This window comes from Sphingobacterium sp. UBA5789, from assembly GCF_002418355.1.
GTDB lineage: Bacteria > Bacteroidota > Bacteroidia > Sphingobacteriales > Sphingobacteriaceae > Sphingobacterium.
Genome location: NZ_DIDX01000007.1, coordinates 774,524 through 799,582 on the forward strand (window position 1 = coordinate 774,524; position 25,059 = coordinate 799,582).

Consider the following 25,059-nt stretch of genomic DNA (forward strand, 5'->3'; position numbering starts at 1 on the left):
TTGAAAACAAGAGTCAAAAAAATGAATAACCTCATACAGTCTGATATCTCACTGAAATCATATAATACTTTTGGAGTAGACGTTTTAGCCAAACGTTTTGTACAAATAGAAAACAGACAACAACTACTGCAAATATACAATGAGGGGTGTTTCAATGATAATTTCCTGATCCTGGGAGGAGGCAGCAATATACTTTTCACAAAAGACTATGAAGGACTTTTAATCAAAATAGCACTGAAAGGTATTCATAATACCATTCAGCAGAATTTTGTATTTGTAACAGCTCAGGGAGGCGAAGTATGGAATGATCTGGTATGGCACTGCGTCTCCAACAACTTTCCCGGACTTGAAAACATGGCTCTTATCCCCGGGACAGTAGGTGCATCTCCCGTACAGAATATCGGAGCATACGGTTCCGAATTAATGAATATCTTCTACAGTTGTGTAGCTTTTGATACCAGGACGGGGCAGTTTGTAACCTTTGCAAAAGAGGACTGCGAATTCTCTTACCGGGACAGTGTATTCAAGTCCAAACATAAAAACCGCTATATCATTGTCGAGGTTACCTATAAACTAAATTTAGATGCCCCCATCAATACTTCTTATGGTGCTATTGAAAAAGAGCTCAGCCACAGACAGATTGCTAACCCTACAATAAAAGATATTGCAGAAGTAGTGTCCTATATACGTGTCGAAAAACTTCCGGACCCCAGCACAGTGGGCAATGCGGGTAGTTTTTTTAAAAATCCTATCATTCACAAAAACATATTGGACAGATTAATTGTTGACTTTCCAGAGATTGTATATTTCAATGTAGATGAGGAACACGTAAAGCTGGCTGCAGGCTGGCTGATAGAACAGTGCGGATGGAAAGGCAAAAGATTGGGTCGCGCGGGTGTATGGCATAATCAGGCTTTGGTACTGATAAATGCAGACAACGCTTCGGGTGATGAAATCTATGACCTATCGTCCACAATTTTGAACGATGTGTATCAAAAATTCGGCATCAAACTGGAGCGCGAAGTAAACATTTTATAAAATTTAATATTATTTTTAAGTTAAATTACATCCTCATAAAGTAAATAAAAAAATACAGAATAGAGCCTCATCCCACTTTCAGGCTCTATTCTTTCATATTAACCTCCAGTAGAATTCTACCTTTCTGCTTATTGAATCTCCATATTTTTACTTTTTAGCATAGTATTTGCACCATTAGACCTGAAACCGTAGCTCTGGTTTAAAATTTCCGGAAAAATAAATAGAAGAGTGCATATATAATAGAGTATCTGAATATCATAGTGTTAACTTTTATACACCGCTGTGTATAAACTAAAAAACAGATCTAGTATGACTAAATTCGAATTTAACTCAATGGTTATCCAACAAGCGAGTTCTCTCAAACTCTACGCTAAAAATTTTACGAGAGACCAAGATGACGCCAACGATTTAGTACAAGACACCTTACTGAAAGCTGTCACTTACTTTGGAAATTTCAAAGAAGGAACTAATCTTAAAGGCTGGTTATACACCATCATGAAGAATACGTTTATCAACAACTACAGACGTATTGTAAAGACCAATTCTTTTATTACCAAAGAAGAAGAAATTACCAGTGCGAATCTGTTCGTATCTGCAACACACAATGACGGTGAAAACAAATTCATTATGGAAGATATCAATAAAGCATTGACCAATCTCTCTGACGAATATTATATCCCATTCAGCATGTATTTTGAAGGATATAAGTATCATGAGATTTCCGACCACTTGAACATACCGATAGGTACTGTCAAAACCCGGATCCATGTTGCACGTAAAGCAATGAAAAAAACGCTGACTGCGTACAAGTAGTCACAATCTGCGAGAAACGCCTATGAAGTTTATTACTTTTGTAAAATGATTGAAGACAGTAACCTTCCTTTTTTTACAAAATCGCGGCTTGCCTTAAGAAACGGGCAGGATCGACCAGAAATTTGGGTAGCTTATAACGGACTGATATATGATGTATCAACCAGCCGCCTATGGCGTAAAGGACAGCACTATGAGCATTGGGCTGGTCAGGATCTGACAGCCGAGCTTGCTGATGCGCCGCATACAGAAGAAGTATTTAAAAGATTCCCGATTATTGGAAAACTGGAACTATAAAAGAGTTGAGATAAGCGATTATTCGCTTATCTCAAATTTTGACAATGCTATAAACTGTTGAATACGTTTGCTGATATCTTCCTGAGTCAGATTTTGTAAACGTTCCGTACCGAATCTTTCCACACAGAATGAAGCTAATGCAGACCCGTAAATGATCGCATTCTTCATATTATTAAAGTTTACTGTATTCACTTTCGCCAGATAACCCACAAATCCACCTGCGAATGTATCTCCTGCTCCTGTCGGATCAAATACTTCTGCCAACGGTAATGCCGGAGCATAGAATACCTGATTTTCTCCGAATAACAATGCACCGTGCTCCCCTTTCTTAATGATAAGATATTTGGGTCCCATATTCAGAATTACTTCCGCAGCTTTCACCAGAGCATATTCTCCTGACAACTGACGAGCCTCTTCATCATTGATTGTCAACACGTCTACTTTCTTCAGGACAGCCTTCAGATCGTCGAGAGCTACATCCATCCAGAAGTTCATTGTATCAAGTACAACCAGTTTTGGAGTGTGATTTAAACGTTTAAGAGTTGTTAACTGAACCTGCGGAGTAAGATTTCCCAGTAACAGGTACTCACAATCCTGATATTTTTCAGGTACAATAGGATCGAAATCAGCCAATACATTAAGCTCAGTAGCCAATGTATCTCTGCTGTTCATATCATTATGGTATTTACCTGACCAGAAGAAGGACTTTCCACCTTTGATGATTTGAATTCCTTCTGTATCGATACCTTTATTTTTTAAAAGGTTCAGATTTGTATCACCAAAGTCCTCTCCGATAACAGAGATCAATTTTACATGGTCATACAAATAAGATGCGGCTATACCTGCAAAGGTAGCTGCACCGCCTACAATTTTGTCTGTTTTTCCAAATGGAGTTTCTATTGCATCGTACGCAACAGTACCAATAATTACTAAACTCATAGTTGCTGTTTAATATTCAAAAACAAAAAAACCGGCCTTATAGCCGGTTTCAACTCTTGCTCCTGAAGCTGGGCTCGAACCAGCGACCCTCTGATTAACAGTCAGATGCTCTAACCTGCTGAGCTATTCAGGAATTTCATCTTATCAAACAAATTATCTTTGTTTTTCAAAGCGATACAAAAATACGGCTTTTCTACAAATTTACAAATATTTCACATGGAATTAGTGAAACAAAGCGTTATTTCCCTGATTTTCAAAGTTATTATTTAAAAATAAAAATCAGCAAATAGGTTTATAATGGCTTTAATGCATAAAAGACTCGGTTTTTATTATTTGATAAACCAATTCTCTCTCATTTTTAAGGAGAGGGTTAGGGTGAGGTTTTGCAGTTTTATAATTAACCTCTCTACCCTTCGGGCATCTCTCCTTTAGAAGGAGAGAAAAGTTATAACAAGGTCACTACACTAGAAATGGGGCTATCCAAAAAGGTTGGATAGCCCTATTTTATATGTACCTTCCCTACTGCATCCTTTCAGATATGCAATTCTCAAAGAGTTTGATGGCGAATTTTTAGATTCTTTTGTATATTCCTCCCTTTAGTATTTACTTCGCACCTTCTTTCAGGGTGGTCCGAAGTTTCATTTCATAAATGTATTTACCGGGCTTATTAATTTTAACACTAAAACGCATACTAACTCTAACCGGTTGCTGGGTATAGGTTAAATAATTAACAGAATTTGGCGGATTCCAGGATGTCCGGTCCACATAGTCAATCGACTCAATCCATTTTTCATAGATCCTGTAGTAGCAGTTTATACCGTTGCCTTGCGTATCCCAATATACATCCGGGAATCTGGCCTGCGCATAATCATAAAGTACTGCTGTATCCGTTACCGTTGTTTTATAGGCAAAAGTTGACAGGTTATTCAGGAAGCCATTCCCACTTGGTCTGCGCTCCAACGCTTTTCCGGGGAAGATCTTTCCATTCTTATCCAACACTTTAAAAACAATCTGATTCGGCTCATTAGCGACACGGGTGATTTTAAGTGTTGCTGTAGCGGACTGTCCTTTTGACGGGTCAAACCACTGATCGTCATAAGGAAACCGAATAAATGACTCATTATTCACCGGACTTACTATAAAGTATGGCGCATTTTCGTAGGTATACTCCTGAACCGGATTAATACGTATCGTAGTAATTCCTTCGTATATCTTCGTCCCGTTTGGATTTTCAACCTTGATATCTACCAGATAATCTCCCAGAGGAACACTGTCCGTAGCCTGAGAAAATAGAAGTTGTCCGCTTTTCTCCAGAACAGAAAAAGCTGTCTTCTTTTCTTTCGTTCGTTTGGAAGTGATTATTTCTAATGTTGTATCCGTTCTGGGGTCATAAGCCTGCTTCCATACGGTGACATTATACTCCTTAAAAAAGGCTTCTTCACGTTTTCCTGTTTCTTTATTCCGTACATTTATCAGGGTTATCTTAAATGGTGGTGTGGAGTCATCCGGAATTATCCCCTGCGTAATGGCAAATACACCCTGATTTACGGCAACTGGATTAGAAGCATACCGGATATTGTCACTCAGGTATCCCGTCTGGACTTTTTTACAGCCTCCAAAGCCTACAGTCACAATAATAATGAGTATAGTGTTTTTTATTGTCGATTTCATGATTTCTATTAATTAGAAGTTTTAAAAGTCCAGACATGTCCGTTTGTAAGCACATGGACGACACCTGTTGTTGTTTCAATTCCGGATGTCTGGCAGAGTACACGCGCATCCAGCTTTTTAGGATCCTTTGTCGGATCTTCATAACGACCATTGTTTAGCACATCTTTTTGCCCTACTACCTTATTCAGATAGATTACTGTTGGTTTTTCGGAGTACATACCGCTACCGTTATACCCGTCCAGACTTTCGAGGTTGGCCCATAGGGTAATACTGGATACAGCAGTCCGGTATTCAAGCCAGTCCTGCCTCAAGTCAGGCCAGCTGATCTGTCTTTCGGGAATAAAATACATGCCTATAGAATCCTTTAACATCTGAGGAGTAAAATACTTAAACAGGGAGTCCAGCGTATAGTTCAACCGTTCATCCTTTTTACGGGCTTCATCCCGTTTAAGATTCAGAAAATTAGCAACAGTATAGTCGTTTGGCACAAAAAAAGTACCCCGGCTATTGACCAGGTCTTTGAGTCCTGCTTTATCAATAAGCATAATAGTAGTATCAAACATGTTCCGGGAATGCGATTTCAAAAAGTCATAGGTCGTCATGTTGACCTTGACCTGATGTATACCTCCATTGATTACAGGATCTTTCTTACAAGAGACCGCTAACAGACCAAGGGTACATAATATGAGGATAATATTTGTTTTCATGAGTTCTTATGTTTTAAATTTAGTAGCGATTCATCCAATATGGATTCTGCGTGATCAGTCTGTTGGTATTGATATTACTATTGTGAATCGGGAAAAGATAGCCTTTCTGTTCAAACCGTGTTCTGTTCATCGTCCATGGAGTAAGTGAACTGACCAATGCAATGTTTCCTGTTTTGCGGATGTTACGGACGATATCAAAGTAATTGTGTCCTTCTCCGACCAGTTCACGTTGTCTTTCTTTCAGAATAGCAAGCTTCAGATTCACCACAGATGTCAGAGGATTTGCTCCGGCACGTTCCCGGATTAATTCCATATGGCTCAAGGCATCATCCTGTTTGCCAGTTGCTTCCAGTGCCTCTGCTTTTAACAGGATCAAATCCGCCAGACGGAAGATAACTATATTACTTTCCGTCCTGGGGTCTGAGCTGGTCACCGGATTTTTATAAACGATATCCGAATACTTCATCAGCGAGTTTACATACGAGCTCCTGCCAGTTGTAAAAAACTGGGTTCTCCGGATATCATCGGGATTATCTTCTACTTCATACAATACATCCAGTTTTGATGTTTCACCAAAATAGATTGGCGTCACAAATGGCATCTTTTGGAAGATATCGCTACTGACAGTCAGGAAACCAACCGAACTGGTGAAGACACCGTTATATGCGCTGGATTCATTTTCAGCATCCTTATTGGTAATAACAAATATATTTTCAGGTGCTGTAGCCTCTTTAAATACATTGCGGATAGTCTCTCTGTCTTGCAAAGCAAAGTAATCCGGACGGTCGATAATAGAGTCGGTATAAAGGATTGTCTTTGCATAATCATTCTCCCATGCACTGACGTGTGCCAGTAAAGCCAAAGCAGCGGCTTTACTGGCTCTTCTCCTGCCTTGGGTATTTATGCCTTCCCAGGTCAACAAAGAGGAAGCTTTTTGCGCATCAGACATTATAAACTTCAAAATTTCTTCTGTAGAAGTACGCTCCTTTAATACCCCTTGTGCGGCAGTTGTGGTAGACTCGGTTTGTAAAGGAAGATCACCCCACACCCTTGTCATATAAAAGTAAGTCAGTGCACGCATGAAGTGTGCTTCCCCCAGCAGGTAGCTTTTGCGTCCGGCATCAAACTGATCATCCGGAATTTTCGGTATTCTTTCAATAGCTGCACTGGCAGCATCTACTACCCTGTACCAGTTTTTCCAGTTGTGTATGCCTTCTTCCCGGTAAGGTGTCACAAAGTCTCCGTTATAGATCCCGGTTTGGAGATTACCTTCATCAGATGTCATAACACCTACAGGACCATCTCCCCAGATAAAAAAAGCCTGATTGGTAGCATGTGCTCTGCGGAAAAGCGAGTAAACTCCTGCCAAAGCACTGTTGGCCTCAGATTCATTCTTCCAGTAGGTGTCGGCGTAAGTATCATTACGCAACTTGTTTTCCAGATATTTCTCACAAGAGCTCAGTGATACAACAGTCACAAGCAAAGGTAAAATGGCATATTTAATATGCAGCAATTTTAAAAGTCTTTTCATGGCATTATTTATTAAAAATTAAACTGAAGGCCTATAGTATATTTTTTAGGTATCGGATAGCCGTCTCCGTAATCGTTTCCCTGTCCGTCTACACGCTCTGCATCTATCCCCGAGAATTTCTGAAATAAAGCGACATTATCCATATTCCCGAACACCCTGAAAGAGTTGATCTTAAGCCTCTGCATCCACTCATGATGTGCCGGTCTGAAATTATATGCTAAGCCAATATTGCGGATACGGATATACCACCCGGGTTCCATAAACATAGATTGTCCGGTTCTCCAGACATATAAGCCCATATAAGGATTAGCAGCAGGATATTTGGCAATATCTCCTTCCTTCCGCCAGAAATCATATGCATCCAGATCTACAACAGAAGCTCTGGCAAGATCCTCCGGGCTGCCATAGAAAAAGCCGTTAGACATCCTTCTTGCAAAGGTGCTGTTAAAAATATCCCGTCCCAACGTAAAAGTCGTCAGCACCTGAAGTGTAAAGTCTTTATAGCTGAAAAAATTATTAAAACCTCCTGTCACCTTAGGATTGGCATCACCATAGAAGGTCATATCATTTTCACCAATATTGTCCGAAATCTTATAATCACCGTTGACATCTACCCAGTTCGGATAACCTGGTTTCAAAGTACCCCATTTGGTGGATCCTTTAGCCCCGGTATAAGGATTAATGATGATATCTTGCTGGGAAGAAATAGCCCCGTTTACTAAATAACCATAATACATGTTTAATGGCATACCGACTACATATACAGCACCTCCGTTGTATAAATCGCGGTTGCCGTTGGGAAGCTGAGTAACCATATTTCTGTTTAAGGAGATATTAATAGAAGGGTTCCATTGAAAAGCACTGGACTGTCTGAAAATTTTTCCAAGCAAATTGATCTCCAGTCCGGTATTTCTGACTCCTGCAGCATTGGTAAATGTGCTGTTGTAACCTGTATATCCAGGAATCAGAATGCGCAGCATCTGACCTGTAGTTTCTCGTCTGTACACATCTACATTCAGGTTGATACGGTTATTCAACAAATATGCGTCTAAGCCCAGATTCCATGCATCTGATTGCTGCCAGGTGATATCATCGTTGGTAATGCCATTATAATTTGGTATTACAGATATAATTCCACCATACGAAGGGACTCCGTTTCCAGCCTGATACGCATTGTAACGGTCATAGTCTGAAATGGAACTTTCGTCTCCGGTAAGTCCCCAGCTGGCTCTCACTTTCAACTCATTCACCCAACCCAGATCCCGTACAAATTCTTCTTCGGACAGCAGCCAGCCTGCGGCAAATGACGGAAAATATCCCCATTTTTTATTTTTACCAAAACGGGAAGATGCATCTGCCCGCCACACGGCATCAAACAGATATCTGCTCTTATAATCATAATGAAAAGCACCTAAGAAAGACAGCTTGGAATACGTAGACAAGTTCGTGCTTCCTTCTAAATTAATACCCTGAACTCCTTTGATTACCTGAATATTGTCGCTTGGTATGCCTCTACCAAACAAAAATATGGTTTCATTTCTCCGGGTTTCAAATTCCTGAATCAGGTTTACACTGAAAGCGTGACTGTCTTCGAATGTTCTGTTCCACATCACGTTGTTTGTCAGTACGTATTTTTTATACTGAGAGTAACTTGATCTGGCCACTGCTAAACCATCATTATTCAATACAGACGGTGAAGCAAAGTCATTTTTGCCTGTCGAATAACTGATAATGTTACGTGTACTAATCCGGAAATCTCTGAGAAAAGTATAGCGCAACTCGCCAACACCGTTGAGACTCATATCGATATTGTCATTCCGTTGATATTCATATGGATTGAGAATACTGGAAATATCTTTTTCATTTAGTCGCAACAAGGAGGTGGGCATATTTACAGGATTAACGGTAAAAATATCGCGGTAGCTGGTACTTCCTTTCCCATCCAACCGGCGGGATGTGGAAGCTCTCAGGTCAGTTAATAATTCCAGATCTTTATTGATTCTGAAGAGGAGATTAGACGTGAAAGAATAACGTTTAAAACCTGTATTGAGCACCACTCCTTTCTCATCGTAATATCCCCCGCTGACCCGGTAATTGAAACTTTCATTTCCACCGGAAATTGCAATATCAGCATTGTAAATTTTTCCGGATTGGTAAAACAAATCCTGATAGTCGTTATTGTTATTGAAAGACGGATTCAGGCTGTCCGTCAACATCTGTGGTGCACCATTACGCAGCTGGTTATCATTTGAATACTGATAGATCAGATCTAATTTCTTACGTCTTTCGGCAGCACCGATTAATGTAGCTACTTTCTCAGGCTTCGAAACATAACCCTGATAGGTATTGATACTGAATTTCGGCTTGCCGGATGAACCCCTCTTGGTCTTGATAAGTATTACACCATTTGCAGCTCTTGAACCATATAACGCTGCTGCTGAAGCATCTTTCAGTACGTCTACAGATTCAATATCATTGGGATTCAGACTCGCCAGATAATTGGTTCCGGTTGCATTAAATGCACGAACTTCATCATCAGATACCGGTATTCCGTCAATAACATAGAGAGGATTGCTATACAGATCATCCGGATCAAATCCGCCACTAGAATTTGAAATTTTGGTATTCCCGCGGATAACCAGAGCAGTCTTGACACCAGGCTGTCCGGTAAAATTCTGTACATTAACCCCGGACAGCTTTCCCTGTAGTAAGATATCAATACTGGCCGCAGGTAAATTCTCAATATCTTTTGCTGTAATCGAAGCCATAGAGCCAGTCATCTTCTTACGGTTTATGGTAGTGTAGCCGGTCACAATTACTTCGCTTAATTCATCCCGGGTTTCTGTCATGATCACATCAATATGACTTTTTCCATTTACAGGAACAGTAGTGCTGGTATGACCGATTAATTTAAAAACAAGCACATCAGAAGGAGCTGCTTTGATTTTAAATTCACCATTTGTATCAGTACTGGAAGCCACTTTAGGCTGAGATTTTATACTCACAGTCACCCCTGCTAATGGTTTCTGACCGGAAGTTACTTTTCCTGAGATAAAGGTTTGCGCTACGCTATAATGAGAGTGAATGCAAAAGAAAAGTGCCAATACAATTGGCCCATACCTCCTCAATGGTGTGAAGATGTTGAATATCATAATTATAGATTTTAGTTAGTGACACAATTTAAGTTAGCAGTACAAGCGCCAAATGCTGTGATACATCTTAAGAATGTGTGGAAAAAATGAATTTTCTAAACACTGACAAAAGATATATTTCTTAAATTAAATGCTTGAGATTGGTTCACACAAACATTCAGTATTATTCAAATTCTTACCACTTTATAACAACAGCGTGAATAATTATTTATGAGCATTCATTATTAACTCACAGTCTATTTATCTTATTCCGGATAGCCGCTTTGACAGCACGATCTAACTGATGGTACTCGTCTTTAATTTTTGTTGGAAATGTCCCCACACGATCCCCCCGAATAGACATAATCACATAATTTCTGGTAAAACCATACTTCAATCGTAACTCATTGATAACTGCATCATTGTAGTTGTCCTGTTTTTTCTTAGTTTTACCCATTGTCCAAACTGTTCTTGTTACAGAACAAATATATAGACAAAATTTCGACTTATGGAAATATTATGGATGAAATTTTAACAAATATAAAAGAAAGAATACTAAAAGTGGCTGAATATAAAGGAATTAGAAAAGAAAAATTCATTGAAAATCTAAACCAAAAATATTCAAATTACAGAGGTAATTCAAAAAATTCCGCTCCTTCCTCGGAGGTTATAGCTGAAATTTCAACAAAATATCCTGAAATAAGTCTTCGTTGGCTACTCACTGGCACCGGGAAAATGGTAAAAGATATTACAGATACAAATCAACATATTACAACAAATCTGTTGACAGATATAAATGAAAGTCCTATTGAAACCGTATTACGGGACAAAATTCTTTTATTACAGGAAATTAAGGAATATCTAACACTTGAAAATAAAAGAATGCAAGAAGATATTAAAAACCTCAAAAATCAAATAGAAGAGTTAAAAGGTAACGAAAAAAAAACCAGCCACTTGTAGATTTATTACTACAGCTGTGGATTCTGGAAAGGAGGAATTAGCACCGAAGGATTACATAAAGGCATAAAAGTCTTCCAGGTTTATACTGAAAAGCTTTGTCCATTATACTTTTGCGATTTATAAGGAGTAATATCAGTAACCTTTTAAAGTATTCATCAATTAATGTTGTTATACAACTACAACAAAAAATAATTAGCACATAAAATAAGCTAAAAATCTATGCATAATTAAATCTCATCAGACAGAAAACATTTACGACGAAAAAGGCCATGGCGTAATAGCCATGGCCTTTTGTATATTACTTCCTTTAGTAATTACTTCGCACCTTCTTTCAGGGTGGCCCGAAGTTTCATTTCATAAATGTATTTACCGGGCTTATAAATTTTGGTATTAAATCGGATGTTGATTTTGACCGGTTGATCGGTATATGTGAGATAATCAACTGAATTTGGCGGATTCCAGGAAGCCGCATCCACTTTATCAACGGATGCCAGCCATTTTTCGTAAATCCTGTAGTAACAGTTTATACCATTGGATTGCGTATCCCAATACACATCAGGGAATCTGGCCTGCGCATAATCATAAAGCACCGCTGTATCCGTTACAGTAGTCTTATAGGCAAAAGTCGATAATGTGTTTAAGAAACTGTTACCACTCGGTCTGCGTTCCAATGCTTTACCCGGGAATACTTTTCCATTTTTATCCAATACTTTCAATACAATCTGATTCGGGCCATCAGCCACACGTGTAATCTTCAGCGTCATAGAAGCCGATTGACCTTTATCTGCATTGAACCACTGGTCATCGTATGGAAAACGAATCGCTGTCTCACTGTTTGCCGGTAATGCCAGGAAGTAAGGAACATTTTCGTAGGTATACTCTTGAACGGGCTTAATACGTATAGTCGTAACACCTTCGTAAGTTTTCACGCCTCTCGGATTTTCAACCTTAATATCGACCAGATAATCCCCTGCAGGGACGCTATCCGTAGCCTGAGTAAAGAGAAATTGTCCGCTTTTTTCAAGAACAGAAAAAGCAGCTTTTTTCTCGACTCCTTGCTTGGCAGTAATTAAGGCTAATGTTGTATCCGTTTTAGGATCATAAGCCTGCTTCCATACAGTGACATTATAATCTTTGTAAAAAGCTTCTTCACGTTTCCCAGTTTCTTTATTCCGGATATCCAGCAGTGTAATTTTAAATGGCGGTGTGGAAGCATCCGGAATTATCCCTTGTGTAATAACAAACACACCCTGCTCTACTGTAACCGGGTTGGAAGCATACCGAATGTTGTCACTCAGATATCCAGTTTCCACCTTTTTACAGCTTCCGAAGCCTAAAGCAGCAATAGTAGCTACTATAGACCATAATTTTATTGTTGATTTCATGATTGTCATTAGTTAATTGTCTTAAAAGTCCAGATATGTGTATTCGCAAGCACGTGGACAATTCCTGTTGTTGTTTCTATACCGGATGTCTGACAGACTGAACGTAAATCCAGTTTTTTAGGATCTTTAGTCGGATCTTCATATCGGCCGTTGACAAGAAGGTCTTTTTCACCTACAACTTTATTCAGATAGACTACCTTAGGTTTTTCAGAGAATATACCGCTTCCGTTGTATCCATCCAGACTTTCCAGGTTAGCCCATAAGGTCAGATTAGATACAGAAGTCTGATATTCACTCCAGGTCTGTGCCAGATCCGCCCAGTTAACCTGTCTTTCGGGAATAAAATACATACCTATAGAATCTTTTAACATTTGTGGTGTAAAGTATTTAAATAAGGTATCTAACGTATAATTCAGACGTTCATCTTTCTTGCGTACTTCAGCCTGTTTCAGAGCCAGAAAGCCCGCAATAGAATAATCGTTAGGCACAAAAAAAGTACCGCGGCTATTCACAAGGTCTTTAAGTCCTGCTTTATCTATAATCAGAATAGTGGTATCAAACATATTCCGGGAATGCGATTTCAAAAAGTCATAGGTCGTCATATTGACCTTAGCCTGATGTATGCCTCCGTCGATTACCGGATCTTTCTTACAAGACACCGCAAATAGACCAAGGATACATAATATGAGAATAATATTCGTTTTCATGAGTTCTTTATTTAACGTTTAGTAGCGACCCATCCAATATGGATTCTGTGTAATCAGTCTGTTTGTATTAATATTGCTGTTGTGAATCGGGAAAAGGTAGCCTTTCTGTTCAAACCTTGTTCTGTCCATTGACCATGGAGTGAGCAGACTCACCAATGCAAAATTTCCTGATATGCGAATATTCCGGACAATATCAAAGTAACTTTGCCCTTCACCCACCAGCTCCCGCTGTCTTTCCTGCAGGATGGTACGTTTCAGGTTTATCGCAGAGGAAACAGGATTTGCACCGGCACGTGCCCGGACTTTATTCATCTCAATCAAAGCCTCCCCCGGTCTGCTTGTGGCTTCCAGTGCCTCCGCTTTTAACAGGATCATGTCTGCCAGACGAAAGATAACCATATTACTTTCTGTTCTCGGGTCTGAACTTGATGCCGGATTTTTATAAACAACATCTGAATACTTCATCAGGGAGTTAACATCCGGTGTATTGGTAGATCTGAAAAACTGAGTTCTTCGGATATCGTTAGGATTAGTGGATACTTCGTAAAGTAAATCCAGTTTTGGTGTTTCTCCAAAATAGGTAGGCACTACATATGGCATATTCCGGATGATATCAGCACTGACTGTCAGGAAACCTACAGAACAATTGTTATTATTATCCGTTCCTAATGCCTGACTAAAAGCACTGGATTCATTTTCAGCATCTTTATTGGTAATAACAAAAATATTTTCACGTGCTGTAGCATCTTTAAATACGTCACGAATAGCATCGCGGCCTTGCAACGTAAAATAATCCGCACGGTTGATAATTGAATCGGTATAAAGAATTGTCTTTGCATAATCATTTTCCCATGCAGTAGTATGCGCCAGCAATGCCAAAGCAGCGGCCTTACTGGCTCTTCTTCTGCCTTCGGTATTTATACCTTCCCAGGTTAACAATGAAGAGGCTTTTTGGGCATCAGTCATTATAAACTTCAAAATTTCCTCTGTAGAAGTACGTCCTTTTAACACTCCTTGTCCGGCTGTTGTCGTAGCCTCGGTTTGTAAAGGCAGGTCTCCCCATACCCTCGTCATATAGAAATAAGCCAGTGCACGTAGAAAATAAGCTTCCCCTAACAGATAGCTTTTACGGCCGGGCTCAAACTGATCATCGGGTATGTTTGGAATATTTTCAATAGCTGCACTGGCAGCATCTACGATCCGGTACCAGTTCTTCCAGTTATGCACACCTTCTTCGCGGTACGGTGTAACAAAATTACCCCCGGTATAAATAGCCGTATAGTTGGTACTTTCTTTTGAAGTCATAATACCTATCGGACCATCTCCCCAGATAAAAAATGCCTGATTGGTCACATGTGCTTTACGAAACAAGGAATAAGTTCCGGCTAAAGCGCTGTTGGCCTCTCGTTCATTCTTCCAATAGGTATCTGCATAGGTATCATTACGAAGTTTATTCTCCAAGTCCTTTTCACAGGAGCTAAGTGATACCACTGCTGCAAGCATAGGAAGGATTGTGTATTTAGTGCTATATAATTTAAAGAGTCTTTTCATGGCAATATTTATTAAAAGTCAAACTGAAGGCCTAAAGTGAATTTTTTAGGAATCGGATAACCGTCTCCATAATCATTTCCCTGCCCGTCTACACGCTCTGCATCGATTCCAGAAAACTTCTGGAATAAAGCGACATTATCCATATTTCCGTATAATCTGAAGGAGTTCAACTTAAGCTTTTGCATCCACTCGTGATTTGCAGGTCTGAAATTATACGCTAAGCTGATATTGCGGATACGGATATACCATCCGGGTTCCATAAACATAGACTGTCCGGTTCTCCATACATATAAGCCCATGTAAGGATTAGCAGCAGGATATTTTGCCTGATCTCCTTCTCTTTGCCAGAAGTCGTACGCATTCAGGTCGACGATAGAAGCTTTGGCGAAGTCCTCCGGATTGCCATAGAAAAAGCCATTGGACATTCTTTGGGCAAAAGTCCTGTTCATAATATCACGACCAAATGTAAAAGTCGTCAACACCTGAAGAGTAAAGTCTTTATAGCTGAAAAAGTTGGTTAAACCTCCTGTTACTTTTGGATTGGCATTACCATAGAAGGTCATATCATTTTCACCAATATTGTCAGAAATCTTATAATCACCATTGACATCTACCCAATTCGGATAACCTGGTTTCAAAGTCCCCCATTTGGTAGAACCTACAGCACCAGTGTATGGATTGGTAATGATATCTTGCTGAGAAGAAATTGCTCCATTTACCAAATAACCATAATACATGTTTAATGGCATACCTACGACATATACAGCAGACCCGTAGTACAAATCTCTGTTTCCATTAGGAAGCTGGGTAACCATATTTCTATTTATAGAAATATTGATGGAAGGATTCCATTGAAAAGCGCTGGACTGGCTAAAGACCTTTCCTAATAAATTAATCTCTATTCCTGTATTTCTGACACCGGCTGCATTCGTAAATGTATTATCATAACCGGTATATTCCGGGAACAAAATACGTAGCATTTGTCCTGTGGTTTCACGTTTGTACACATCTACATTCAGATTGATTCGGTTATTCAACAGATAAGCATCCAATCCGAGATTCCACTCATTTGATTCCTGCCACGTGATATCATCGTTAGTAATACCATTATAGTTTGGAATAACCGATGCTACTCCACCATAAGAAGGTGCTTCTGATCCGGGATAGCGTCCATTACCCGCTAAGTATGCATTGTAACGGTCATAATCAGTAATAGAACTTTCGTCTCCGGTACGTCCCCAGCTGGCTCTCAGTTTCAGTTCATTCACCCAACCCAGATCCTGAACAAACTCTTCCTCGGAAAGCAACCAACCAGCGGCTAATGAAGGAAAATATCCCCATTTATTATTTTTACCAAAACGCGAAGATGCATCTGCACGCCATACGGCATCAAAAAGATACTTGCTCTTATAATCGTAATGTAAGGCCCCTAAGAAAGAAAGTTTGGAATAAGTAGACAAATTAGTATTTCCCTGCAGATTAGTCCCCTGTACACCTTTGATCACCTGAATATTGTCACTTGGTATTCCGCGCCCCAGAAGGAACATAGACTCATTTCTCCGGGTTTCAAATTCTTGAATCAAGTTTACACTAAATGCGTGCTTCTCTTCAAATGTTCTGTTCCACATCAGGTTATTTGTTAATACGTATTTTTTGTATTGAGAATAACTTGATTTCGCAACAGCTAAACCGTCGCTGTTTATTTCTGACGGTGAAGCAAAATCATTTTTAGCAGTCGAGTAGCTGATAATATTTCGTGTGCTGATCCGGAAATCTTTGAGGAAAGTATAACGCAATTCTCCAACACCATTGAGACTCACGTCTACATTATCATCACGCTGATATTCATAAGGATTAATAATACTGTTAAGATCTTTCTGCGTTAGTTGAAGTAAAGAAGAAGGCATATTTACAGGACTAACGGTAAAGATATCGCGGTAATTATTTACTTTACTAAAGTCTGTGCTTCCCTTTCCATCAAACCGGCGGGATGTAGAAGCTCTTAAATTGGTTAGCAATTCCAGATCCTTAGTGATTTTGAATAGAATATTAGAAGTAAAGGAATAGCGTTTCAGTCCAGTATTAAGTATCACCCCTTTTTCATCGTAATATCCTCCACTGACCCGGTAATTCAAATTCTCATTTCCCCCGGAAATTGCAATATCTGCATTATGAACCTTTCCGGACTGGTAAAATAAATTCTGATAGTCATTACTGTTGTTAAAGGATGGGTTCAAGCTGTCTGTCAACATCTGCGGTAAACCATTTTGCAGTTGCGTATCACTTGCATATTGATAAATCAGGTCTAACTTTTTACGTCTTTCTGCTGCACCAATTAATGTCCCTACTTTATTTGGCTTTGAAATATATCCGTGGTAGGTATTGACACTCAGTCGTGGTTTTCCGGATGAACCTCTCTTAGTCTTGATTAGTATTACACCATTTGCTGCTCTTGAACCGTATAATGCTGCAGCTGATGCATCTTTCAGAACGTCCACAGATTCAATATCATTGGGATTTAAACTCGCCAGATAATTGGTTCCGGTTGTATTAAATGCCCGTACTTCATCATCAGATACCGGTATTCCGTCAATAACATAGAGGGGGTTACTATACAGATCATCGGTATTAAAACCTTCCGTAGAGTTTGAAATCTTGGTATTTCCACGGATAACAAGAGAAGTCTTAACACCTGGCTGCCCGGTAAAATTCTGTACATTGACACCCGGAAGCTTTCCTTGCAATAAGATATCAATACTTGCCGCGGGCAGATTCTCAATATCTTTTGATGTAATAGAAGCTATAGACCCAGTTGCCTTCTTACGGTTAATAGTTGTATAGCCCGTTACCACAACCTCGCTGAGTTCATCAGAATTTTCTTCCATGACCACATCAATGCGGCTTCTTCCGTTTACGGAAACTTCAACAGGTGTATGTCCGATTAACTTAAAAACAAGTACATCGGATGGTCCGGCATTGATGTTATACTGACCGTTCACATCCGATCCTGAAGCTGTTTTTGGGTTTGACTTTACATTTACAGTCACTCCTGCCAGGGGCTTATTTCCGGAAGTTACCTTACCAGAAATGCCAGTTTGCGCATCACTGTAATTAAAATAGGCAGAAAATAGCAAAGTCAACACTAAAGGTCCTGACCTTCTAAGAAGTTCGAAAATCTTAATAATCATAATATGGATTTAGTTAGTCACATGTAAAACCACATGTTTCAGCCAAGGTAGTAATTATACTACATTTTAAAAGCTTACCAGATTATGCGTTTTCTAATACTTGTCTATGCAAACGTTTGATTTTACAAACTCAAACGTTTGCGTAATTTTCACATTTTTTAACACTTAAATGTTATGTAAATTAAATACTACAAGAGATTGTAATTTCCATTAATGACAGTCTTCAATAAACATTTGGATTTTGGAATAAAACGGTTATAGTTTTTCGTAGCGTGGTAGCTTCACAATGAAAACAAATGCATCATCTCTTAAAATGGAGATAAGTAAAAGAGATAAGCCATCAGAATACTTTCCTCCTTCGGGAGAAGCTATAGCTGGAAAAATCCTTCTTCCAATTCAGGAATATATCTGTGAGTATATCTGCAAACAGAAAGCAGACAATAAAAGATTTCGGAATGCATGTGTCTGCCCGGCCTGAGCAAAGAAACTCTGAGGGAATACAACTTTTGAATCCCACACGATCTGCAATTTCCAAATCGTGGGTGGGACAACAGAAAATAACAAAGCCTTCCAGTTTTACACTGAAAGGCTTTGTTCCATTTGCTCCTGAAGCTGGGCTCGAACCAGCGACCCTCTGATTAACAGTCAGATGCTCTAACCAGCTGAGCTATTCAGGAATGACCGTTACTTTATTGGCTTCCCTTTAAAGTGATGCAAGTATCGGAAGTTTATCTGAAACGTGCAAATATTTTTTCATTTTATACATCAACTACCTCGCTTTCAAGCGAAATAATTTTCATCTTTTACAGATGTACTTCACTCAACAATAAGGTGACGAAAGTAAAGTAGATCAAAAGACCGGTTACATCAACCAATGTCGATACAAAAGGTGCGGAAGAGCTTGCAGGGTCTGCTCCAAGTTTTTTCAGCAAAAACGGAAGCATGGATCCGGTAAGCGAGCCCCAAAGCACTACACAGACTAACGAAAGACTTACCACTACTCCAATGATAGCCCAGTGATCGCCATAGGCATGCGAAAAACTCTGCCAGGTAGCGATGCGGATAAAGCCAAGCGTTCCGAGAATAAGCCCCAGAAATAATCCAGACAAAAACTCTCTTTTCATAACTCGCCACCAGTCGCCCAATGTCACCTCTCCGAGAGCCATAGCCTGAATAATCAATGTGGATGCCTGTGAGCCACTATTCCCTCCACTGGACATAATCAACGGCACCAGCGCAAATAATGCTATGACGGTCGCCAATTGCGCCTCAAAATGCTCGATTACCGTCGCCGTCAGTAATTGCCCAAGAAAAAGGATAACCAGCCAGCCTGCACGTTTCTTAACCAGATGAGAGATGGCCACGTCAAGATAAGGCTCATCGAGTGCCTCTGTTCCCCCGAAGCGCTGCATGTCTTCGGTGTATTCTTCATTTGCAACCCAAAGAATATCATCTATCGTCACAATACCCAACATGATATCCTGATCATCGACTACAGGAAGCGCCACCCGATTGTTCATACGAAACACAGTGACCGCCTCTTCCTGCGGATCATTTGCTTTTAATGAGATGAGTCTGTTATCAATCAGATCACCAACTACAGCATCCTCTTTTGCAATGAGCACATCTCTGATCCGAAGGTCATCAATCAGCTTACCATTACCATCGATCACATAAAGTACATCAATAGTTTCCGACGCATTACCATACCTGCGAATGTGATCCAATACTCTGGCCATATTCCAGTACTCCTTTACGGTGATGTAATCTGGAGTCATCAGACGTCCCACACTATCTTCCGGATACCCCAGTAAAGAGAGCGCTTCTTTTCGCTCCTGCGGAGTAAGCATGATGATCAGCTGTTTTACGACATCACCTTTCAGTTCACTGAAGAAGGAAGTCCGGTCATCCGGAGGCATCTCATTTATAATTTCACGAACCTTAGAAGGGGGAAGTTTTTTGAAGACTCTCTCCTGAGTCGGGAAGTCTAAAATCCGGAATACATTTACTGCGCGATTCAAACTAAGTACCTCCAGAAAAAGGGCAGCGTGTTCGGGCAATTCATCTATTAACTCTTCAACATCTGAGATGTTCAGTTCGTTCAAATATTCGGCAAGCTCCTCCAAGTTTTGCGACTCGAAAAGTTGCTCTACGCGTTCCACCTGCATTTCCAAATTCTCCATATCGGGCCTTACTTTATTTTTGAATTTTACATTCGGGTAATTCTTTTTGTTTTGCAAAAATCGTTTTTTTTGACGGAATATTATAACCTAAAATAATATATGCAAAAATCACTGTTACGACATTTATTTTTCTCGAAAAAATAAGCGGTTTTAACAGCAGATTACCAATCAGAATTTTGAAGATTCTATCCTCTATATAGCTAACCCCACAAACTCAACAGTGTTTTTGAAAATATACAAAAATGCCAAAATGTCACCAAAATAAAAACAACATTTTCAATAACGCAAACCTACCTTATGTACTGGAGGGCACAGCAAAACACAGACTCTTTTATACTACCGGTATCAAAGACTTTCATAAGTATTTCTTGCCAGCAACCTTACTCCAAAGAAAAGTACATGCTCATAACTATCATTAGCCAATAGAAGAAAAAGAATGCTTCCGCTATTTTTTACTTCTCCCATAACTGCGAATATCAAATCCTTAATTCCTGTTAGAAATTAACAAAAGAAAATGTACATTAGCAATATGTAATATTCACTGTTTATCTTCCGAAATCTATTAAACAAGAGCAGCTTTTGAAAGAAGATATGCATACAAAAAAGTAACAAATAGAGTATGTTGCAAACAATTTTAAAAAATTAAAAATCAACGAATTAATACAAATTATATAAATTAAAAAAATATATAAAATGCATTATTTAAACTAAAAATATTAGCAAATCAATAATTAACCATTATTGTTATCCATAATACAATGAAAAACAGAATATTAATATTAATTATATCAATTATATATCCACTTATATCTTCTGCGCAGATTTTTGACGACACTCAGGCTCCTCCAGGTATAAAATGGGAGCAAATCAACACTAAAGATTTTCAATTGATTTTCCCTCATGAATTCCACAAGCAGGCCTCTACCCTCTCCCATCAACTGACCAGAATTATCCATCGTGTAGGACAGGATTTCAAACGCAAGCCTCGAAAAATTTCATTTATTATTCAGACACACACGCTGGATCAAAACGGATATGTGCAACTCGCACCGAGAAAATCGGAGCTATACGGTACACCCTCAGGTATCGCATCAAATCAATCCTGGCTCGACAATCTCGCCTTACACGAGTCCCGGCACGTTCTTCAGTTTGACAATTTGACAGGTACATTTCGTGCACCACTTTTTGAACAGCTCGGTTTAGCTCTATACGGTCTTCACCTGCCTAGCTGGTACTTTGAAGGAGACGCCGTATATACCGAAACTGTACTCTCAGAAGGAGGCCGCGGAAGGCTGCCCTCATGGGAAATGCCTATCCGGACAAACATACTGGAAGGCAAAAAATACACCTATGAGAAGTATACTTTAGGATCATTTAAGGACATCGTACCCTCCTATTATACGATTGGATATTTCATGGCAACCAAGATGAAAAATGATTTCGGGGAAGACATTCAGCAAAAGATGCTGACGGATATCAGACATCATTTACTACGACCTTACAGCTTTAATAAGGCACTACAAAAACACACGAACATGACGGGATCCCGCCTGTTTAAAAGCACAATAAAAGAGCTTGAAGACTACTGGAAAAATCAGGAAAATGAAATTCAACCTACCCGTTACAGTCATTTAAAAACTCAAAAATCAAAGTATCCTCAGCATTGGATGTTACCTCAAACTGATCAAAACGGAAAGCTGTACAGCCTCTATCAGTCTCCAAAAAATGTTTCTCAAATCGTGCAGATTGACACATTATACGGTTCACAAAAGACCATTTTAAACCTCGGAATTCAGTTAATGCCATACTTCGATCTGAAGGGAAATTTGCTTGTGTGGGATGAATACAGAAGAGATGCACGGTATGTTAAACGCAGCTTTAATGTCATCAACATTCATAATCTGAACACAAAAAAAACAAAAACACTCACTACAAAAACGCGTTATTATACCCCTGCGTTAAGCTATTCAGGAGATCAGATTGTGTGTATCGAAGTCAATATGACTAATGAAGCAACTGTCGTCATACTGAATAGTGAAACTGGTAAAGTGATAAAAACTATAGCTTCTCCTGATCATATTCACCTGCAACAACCGCAGTTCAACGCCTCCGGAGATAAAATTATTATGATCGGAGTAAGTGAAAAAGGAACTTGCCTTGTAGAATATAGCCTTAAAGACAATAACTGGAACGAACTGACCATCTGGGACAATCAACAGCTTGAACGCCCTATATACGTCCAAAATGACGTTATATTTAAAGCCCACTATAATGGGACAGATAACATCTACCGATATGCGAGATCAGGCGAACAAATTTTTACACTTACAAATGCACGATTTGGTGCGTTCTCTCCCTATGTAGACCACGAAACTAATCAGTTATTCTTCAATGATTATGCCGTAGATGGATATAAACTGGCCAGTATTCCACTGAATAGCGTACAGGAAAAAAATATCAAGGAAACACCTGATCTGTTTATTCATTATTACAAACCGTCACTTGCCAGAATTCCTGCAGTTGACACAGTATTTGACACCGCTGCATTCGAAATCAAACCCTATAACGGAATAAAAAGGGCGGTTAACTTCCATAGTTTAACCATCAGCAGCACTGATTTTTCAAGTTTTGACAACTACAAACCGGGAATTTTCTGGATTTCCAACAATCTGCTTAATACAACAAAGATTAGTCTGGGATACGAATATGATACCGATCTGGATAAAGGAATTTATTCTGCCCAGATACAGTACCAGAAGTATTTCCCAAAATTCACGGTCCGATACGAAAATAAAGGACAGATAGGCCGGGCATCCTTTATAAATAAGCCAGACAGTTCTGTTTCCTTTGACTGGCAAGAGCACCTGATCACTACCCAGATGAGCCTGCCCTGGTCCATATACCGTCACAATCAGGTCTACAGCTTTGGATTCAACATAGCGACATATTATCAAAACAGGTATAACCCCAGCCTGCAGAATATCCCTAATTTCAGAAGAGAATTAAAGTTTCCGCTGAGCTACCAGGCTTATTTCAATAGAAATGCCATGCAGAGCAGAATGGATCTTGCACCAAAATGGGGACAAAACTTCAGCGTGACCTACCGCCATTCTCCTTTTGAAAATGCTGTACGTGGCACTCTGCTTTCTTTCAGAAGCAATTTCTACTTCCCGGGCTTAGTCTCCAATCATGGATTTCAAGTCAGATTCGGAGTTCAGAAGGCTTCAAATGTATATCAATACAGTATGGATATCCCTGTCGTAAGTGGTTACGGATTCTTCAATTCACCACAGGTGACAAACACCTTGCTATTTAACTATAGGCTCCCGATAGCTTATCCGGACTGGACTATTGGCGGATTAGCTTATATCAAACGATTTAAAGGCGGATTTTTCGCAGATTATCAGAATGTTCACAACAGCAGCGTTGCTCCTAAAACATTCGGATTAAACTTATCCGCAGATGTCAACTTCCTGCGGTATGTCTTGCCTGATTTTGATTGCGGAGTCAAGTTTACTTATATCAATGATCCTTCAGCGAGGCAAAAGGTAGTAACAGCTTTTAGTCTTGGATATACCTATTAGGTTCATCCAAGACCTCCATAAAATACTAAAGGCCTGTCTTTATCAGACAGGCCTTTAGTGTATATTGTAATAAGAACCTTATTATTCGTTAATAGCTTTTACACCCGGAAGTTCTTTTCCTTCCATATATTCTAACAAAGCTCCACCACCTGTACTTACATAGCTTACATGCTCTGTCATTTTGAATTTAGATACCGCTGCAGCCGAATCACCACCTCCGATAAGAGAGAAGGCACCTCTTTCTGTTGCCGCTACTACTGCATCTGCAACCGCTTTTGTACCTTTAGCGAAAGTATCCATTTCAAATACACCCATAGGGCCATTCCATAAAATAGTTTTAGAAGCAGAGATAATCTCAGCAAAATGCTCTCCTGATTCTTTACCGATATCCAATCCCATTTTATCAGCAGGGATTTGATCATTTGGTCCATCGTATACTTCTGCATCATTAGCGAATCTGTCAGCAATCTGACTATCTGTAGGAAGTACCAGATTGACACCTTTTTCTTCGGCTTTTTTGACCAGATGATTAGCCAGATCCAGTTTATCCAGCTCCACCAGTGACTGACCAATTTCTCCGCCTTTTGCTTTCACAAAAGTATAGGCCATACCACCGCCAATAATCAGGTTATCAACCTTTTCTAATAAAGCTTCAATCAATTCCAGCTTATCAGATACTTTTGCTCCCCCCATGATCGCCGTAAAAGGACGTTCAGGATGATTTAATACTTTCTCTGCATTCTGCACTTCAGCAGCCATCAGATATCCGAAATATTTATTACCCGGGAAGAATTGAGCAATAACAGCTGTTGAGGCATGCGCACGGTGTGCTGTTCCGAAAGCATCATTAACATATACATCGCCCAATTTGGATAACTTCTCTGCAAAAGCGACATCACCTTTTTCTTCTTCTTTATAAAAGCGAAGATTCTCCAGTAACAAAACTTCACCTGACTTCAAAGAGGCAGCTTTATCTACAGCTTCCTGACCAATACAATCCGCAGCAAACTGTACATCCACACCTAATACTTTAGAAAGATGGGAAACAATATGTTTTAATGAATATTTATCTGTAGGTCCTTCTTTTGGTCTTCCCAAATGAGACATTAAGATCACAGATCCACCATCTTTTAATATCTTTTTAATCGTTGGAGCTGCCCCCTGGATGCGGTTATCATCTGTAATATTAAATTGATCGTCCAAAGGAACGTTAAAATCTACACGGATTAAGGCTTTCTTGCCTGAGAAATTCAAATCGTCAATCGTTTTCATGATATTTTTAAAACTTAAATTTTGAGCGTCGAATCTGTTTGATTCAAGTTGAGGGAATAAATATATAAAAAAGGGAGTGTTTCTTAAAAAAATACACTCCCTTTT

18 protein-coding genes and 2 tRNA genes are annotated in these 25,059 nt (G+C 39.4%); 6 read left to right on the top strand and 14 right to left on the bottom strand.

Features of this window, described 5'->3' with window-relative positions; all coding sequences use genetic code 11:
* Nucleotides 1-21: 21 nt before the first annotated feature.
* The 3 genes from murB to B4B65_RS20795 all read left to right on the top strand — a co-directional run bounded on the left by murB (nt 22) and on the right by B4B65_RS20795 (nt 2,145).
* On the top strand, nt 22-1,038 hold the full coding sequence (murB, locus tag B4B65_RS20785; RefSeq protein WP_293918520.1) for a UDP-N-acetylmuramate dehydrogenase: 1,017 nt from the start codon (nt 22-24) through the stop codon (nt 1,036-1,038).
* A 309-nt stretch (nt 1,039-1,347) separates the two neighbouring features.
* Nucleotides 1,348-1,851 (top strand): RNA polymerase sigma factor, encoded by a 504-nt coding sequence (locus B4B65_RS20790; protein WP_002999461.1) that lies wholly within the window; start codon nt 1,348-1,350, stop codon nt 1,849-1,851.
* Between the two features lie 45 nt (nt 1,852-1,896).
* Nucleotides 1,897-2,145 carry a cytochrome b5 domain-containing protein gene (locus tag B4B65_RS20795; RefSeq protein ID WP_293918523.1) on the top strand — a complete coding sequence of 83 codons (249 nt, stop codon included), beginning with the start codon at nt 1,897-1,899 and terminating at the stop codon, nt 2,143-2,145.
* Nucleotides 2,146-2,163: 18 nt separating this feature from the next.
* Here B4B65_RS20795 and B4B65_RS20800 read toward each other — a convergent pair whose 3' ends face one another.
* From B4B65_RS20800 to B4B65_RS20830, 7 genes are all read right to left on the bottom strand, one after another.
* A complete protein-coding gene (locus tag B4B65_RS20800) occupies nt 2,164-3,084 on the bottom strand; it encodes a PfkB family carbohydrate kinase (protein WP_293918525.1) in 921 nt (306 codons plus the stop codon).
* Between the two features lie 59 nt (nt 3,085-3,143).
* Nucleotides 3,144-3,217: transfer RNA gene (locus B4B65_RS20805), tRNA-Asn, on the bottom strand.
* A 470-nt stretch (nt 3,218-3,687) separates the two neighbouring features.
* Nucleotides 3,688-4,755 carry a DUF5007 domain-containing protein gene (locus tag B4B65_RS20810; RefSeq protein WP_293918527.1) on the bottom strand — a complete coding sequence of 356 codons (1,068 nt, stop codon included), beginning with the start codon at nt 4,753-4,755 and terminating at the stop codon, nt 3,688-3,690.
* Between the two features lie 8 nt (nt 4,756-4,763).
* Nucleotides 4,764-5,462: a hypothetical protein gene (locus B4B65_RS20815; RefSeq protein WP_293918529.1), complete on the bottom strand. Its 699-nt coding sequence runs from the start codon at nt 5,460-5,462 to the stop codon at nt 4,764-4,766.
* A gap of 19 nt (nt 5,463-5,481) precedes the next feature.
* Entirely contained in the window at nt 5,482-6,993 is a 1,512-nt protein-coding gene (locus B4B65_RS20820; RefSeq protein ID WP_293918531.1) for a RagB/SusD family nutrient uptake outer membrane protein, read from the bottom strand.
* 11 nt (nt 6,994-7,004) lie between these two features.
* A complete protein-coding gene (locus tag B4B65_RS20825) occupies nt 7,005-10,145 on the bottom strand; it encodes a SusC/RagA family TonB-linked outer membrane protein (protein ID WP_293918533.1) in 3,141 nt (1,046 codons plus the stop codon).
* A gap of 229 nt (nt 10,146-10,374) precedes the next feature.
* Entirely contained in the window at nt 10,375-10,581 is a 207-nt protein-coding gene (locus B4B65_RS20830; protein ID WP_293918535.1) for a hypothetical protein, read from the bottom strand.
* Between the two features lie 62 nt (nt 10,582-10,643).
* Here B4B65_RS20830 and B4B65_RS20835 point away from each other — a divergent pair, with 62 nt between their 5' ends.
* The gene (locus B4B65_RS20835) at nt 10,644-11,084 is read left to right on the top strand and encodes a hypothetical protein (RefSeq protein WP_293918537.1); all 441 of its coding nucleotides are present in this window, start codon (nt 10,644-10,646) and stop codon (nt 11,082-11,084) included.
* A 314-nt stretch (nt 11,085-11,398) separates the two neighbouring features.
* Here B4B65_RS20835 and B4B65_RS20840 read toward each other — a convergent pair whose 3' ends face one another.
* The 4 genes from B4B65_RS20840 to B4B65_RS20855 are packed head-to-tail and all read right to left on the bottom strand — an operon-like array spanning nt 11,399 to nt 17,915.
* On the bottom strand, nt 11,399-12,469 hold the full coding sequence (locus B4B65_RS20840) for a DUF5007 domain-containing protein (protein ID WP_293918539.1): 1,071 nt from the start codon (nt 12,467-12,469) through the stop codon (nt 11,399-11,401).
* An 8-nt stretch (nt 12,470-12,477) separates the two neighbouring features.
* Nucleotides 12,478-13,176, bottom strand: coding sequence for a hypothetical protein (locus B4B65_RS20845; protein ID WP_293918541.1), 699 nt, complete (start codon nt 13,174-13,176; stop codon nt 12,478-12,480).
* A gap of 18 nt (nt 13,177-13,194) precedes the next feature.
* The gene (locus tag B4B65_RS20850) at nt 13,195-14,727 is read right to left on the bottom strand and encodes a RagB/SusD family nutrient uptake outer membrane protein (protein ID WP_293918543.1); all 1,533 of its coding nucleotides are present in this window, start codon (nt 14,725-14,727) and stop codon (nt 13,195-13,197) included.
* Nucleotides 14,728-14,738: 11 nt separating this feature from the next.
* The gene (locus tag B4B65_RS20855) at nt 14,739-17,915 is read right to left on the bottom strand and encodes a SusC/RagA family TonB-linked outer membrane protein (RefSeq protein WP_293918545.1); all 3,177 of its coding nucleotides are present in this window, start codon (nt 17,913-17,915) and stop codon (nt 14,739-14,741) included.
* Between the two features lie 410 nt (nt 17,916-18,325).
* Between B4B65_RS20855 and B4B65_RS20860 the strand changes: the two genes are divergently transcribed.
* Nucleotides 18,326-18,553, top strand: a complete 228-nt coding sequence (locus B4B65_RS20860) for a hypothetical protein (protein ID WP_293918547.1) — start codon at nt 18,326-18,328, stop codon at nt 18,551-18,553.
* On the opposite strand, the gene B4B65_RS20865 is transcribed toward B4B65_RS20860, so the two are convergent.
* Nucleotides 18,519-18,592 (bottom strand) — tRNA-Asn (locus tag B4B65_RS20865). The two genes, B4B65_RS20860 and B4B65_RS20865, sit on opposite strands and share 35 nt — an antisense overlap.
* A gap of 126 nt (nt 18,593-18,718) precedes the next feature.
* Nucleotides 18,719-20,098 (bottom strand): magnesium transporter, encoded by a 1,380-nt coding sequence (mgtE, locus tag B4B65_RS20870; RefSeq protein ID WP_201678203.1) that lies wholly within the window; start codon nt 20,096-20,098, stop codon nt 18,719-18,721.
* A 758-nt stretch (nt 20,099-20,856) separates the two neighbouring features.
* Here mgtE and B4B65_RS20875 point away from each other — a divergent pair.
* A complete protein-coding gene (locus tag B4B65_RS20875; protein ID WP_293918549.1) occupies nt 20,857-23,682 on the top strand; it encodes a hypothetical protein in 2,826 nt (941 codons plus the stop codon).
* 81 nt (nt 23,683-23,763) lie between these two features.
* Here B4B65_RS20875 and B4B65_RS20880 read toward each other — a convergent pair whose 3' ends face one another.
* Nucleotides 23,764-24,954 (bottom strand): phosphoglycerate kinase, encoded by a 1,191-nt coding sequence (locus B4B65_RS20880; RefSeq protein WP_293918551.1) that lies wholly within the window; start codon nt 24,952-24,954, stop codon nt 23,764-23,766.
* Nucleotides 24,955-25,059 lie beyond the last annotated feature (105 nt).

Bases quoted from the DNA above. Each gene is read 5' to 3' on its own strand.
- murB (WP_293918520.1), top strand. From the start codon at position 22: ATGAATAACCTCATACAGTCTGATATCTCACTGAAATCATATAATACT.
- B4B65_RS20790 (WP_002999461.1), top strand. From the start codon at position 1,348: ATGACTAAATTCGAATTTAACTCAATGGTTATCCAACAAGCGAGTTCT.
- B4B65_RS20795 (WP_293918523.1), top strand. From the start codon at position 1,897: ATGATTGAAGACAGTAACCTTCCTTTTTTTACAAAATCGCGGCTTGCC.
- B4B65_RS20800 (WP_293918525.1), bottom strand. From the start codon at position 3,084: ATGAGTTTAGTAATTATTGGTACTGTTGCGTACGATGCAATAGAAACT.
- B4B65_RS20810 (WP_293918527.1), bottom strand. From the start codon at position 4,755: ATGAAATCGACAATAAAAAACACTATACTCATTATTATTGTGACTGTA.
- B4B65_RS20815 (WP_293918529.1), bottom strand. From the start codon at position 5,462: ATGAAAACAAATATTATCCTCATATTATGTACCCTTGGTCTGTTAGCG.
- B4B65_RS20820 (WP_293918531.1), bottom strand. From the start codon at position 6,993: ATGAAAAGACTTTTAAAATTGCTGCATATTAAATATGCCATTTTACCT.
- B4B65_RS20825 (WP_293918533.1), bottom strand. From the start codon at position 10,145: ATGATATTCAACATCTTCACACCATTGAGGAGGTATGGGCCAATTGTA.
- B4B65_RS20830 (WP_293918535.1), bottom strand. From the start codon at position 10,581: ATGGGTAAAACTAAGAAAAAACAGGACAACTACAATGATGCAGTTATC.
- B4B65_RS20835 (WP_293918537.1), top strand. From the start codon at position 10,644: ATGGATGAAATTTTAACAAATATAAAAGAAAGAATACTAAAAGTGGCT.
- B4B65_RS20840 (WP_293918539.1), bottom strand. From the start codon at position 12,469: ATGAAATCAACAATAAAATTATGGTCTATAGTAGCTACTATTGCTGCT.
- B4B65_RS20845 (WP_293918541.1), bottom strand. From the start codon at position 13,176: ATGAAAACGAATATTATTCTCATATTATGTATCCTTGGTCTATTTGCG.
- B4B65_RS20850 (WP_293918543.1), bottom strand. From the start codon at position 14,727: ATGAAAAGACTCTTTAAATTATATAGCACTAAATACACAATCCTTCCT.
- B4B65_RS20855 (WP_293918545.1), bottom strand. From the start codon at position 17,915: ATGATTATTAAGATTTTCGAACTTCTTAGAAGGTCAGGACCTTTAGTG.
- mgtE (WP_201678203.1), bottom strand. From the start codon at position 20,098: ATGGAGAATTTGGAAATGCAGGTGGAACGCGTAGAGCAACTTTTCGAG.
- B4B65_RS20875 (WP_293918549.1), top strand. From the start codon at position 20,857: ATGAAAAACAGAATATTAATATTAATTATATCAATTATATATCCACTT.
- B4B65_RS20880 (WP_293918551.1), bottom strand. From the start codon at position 24,954: ATGAAAACGATTGACGATTTGAATTTCTCAGGCAAGAAAGCCTTAATC.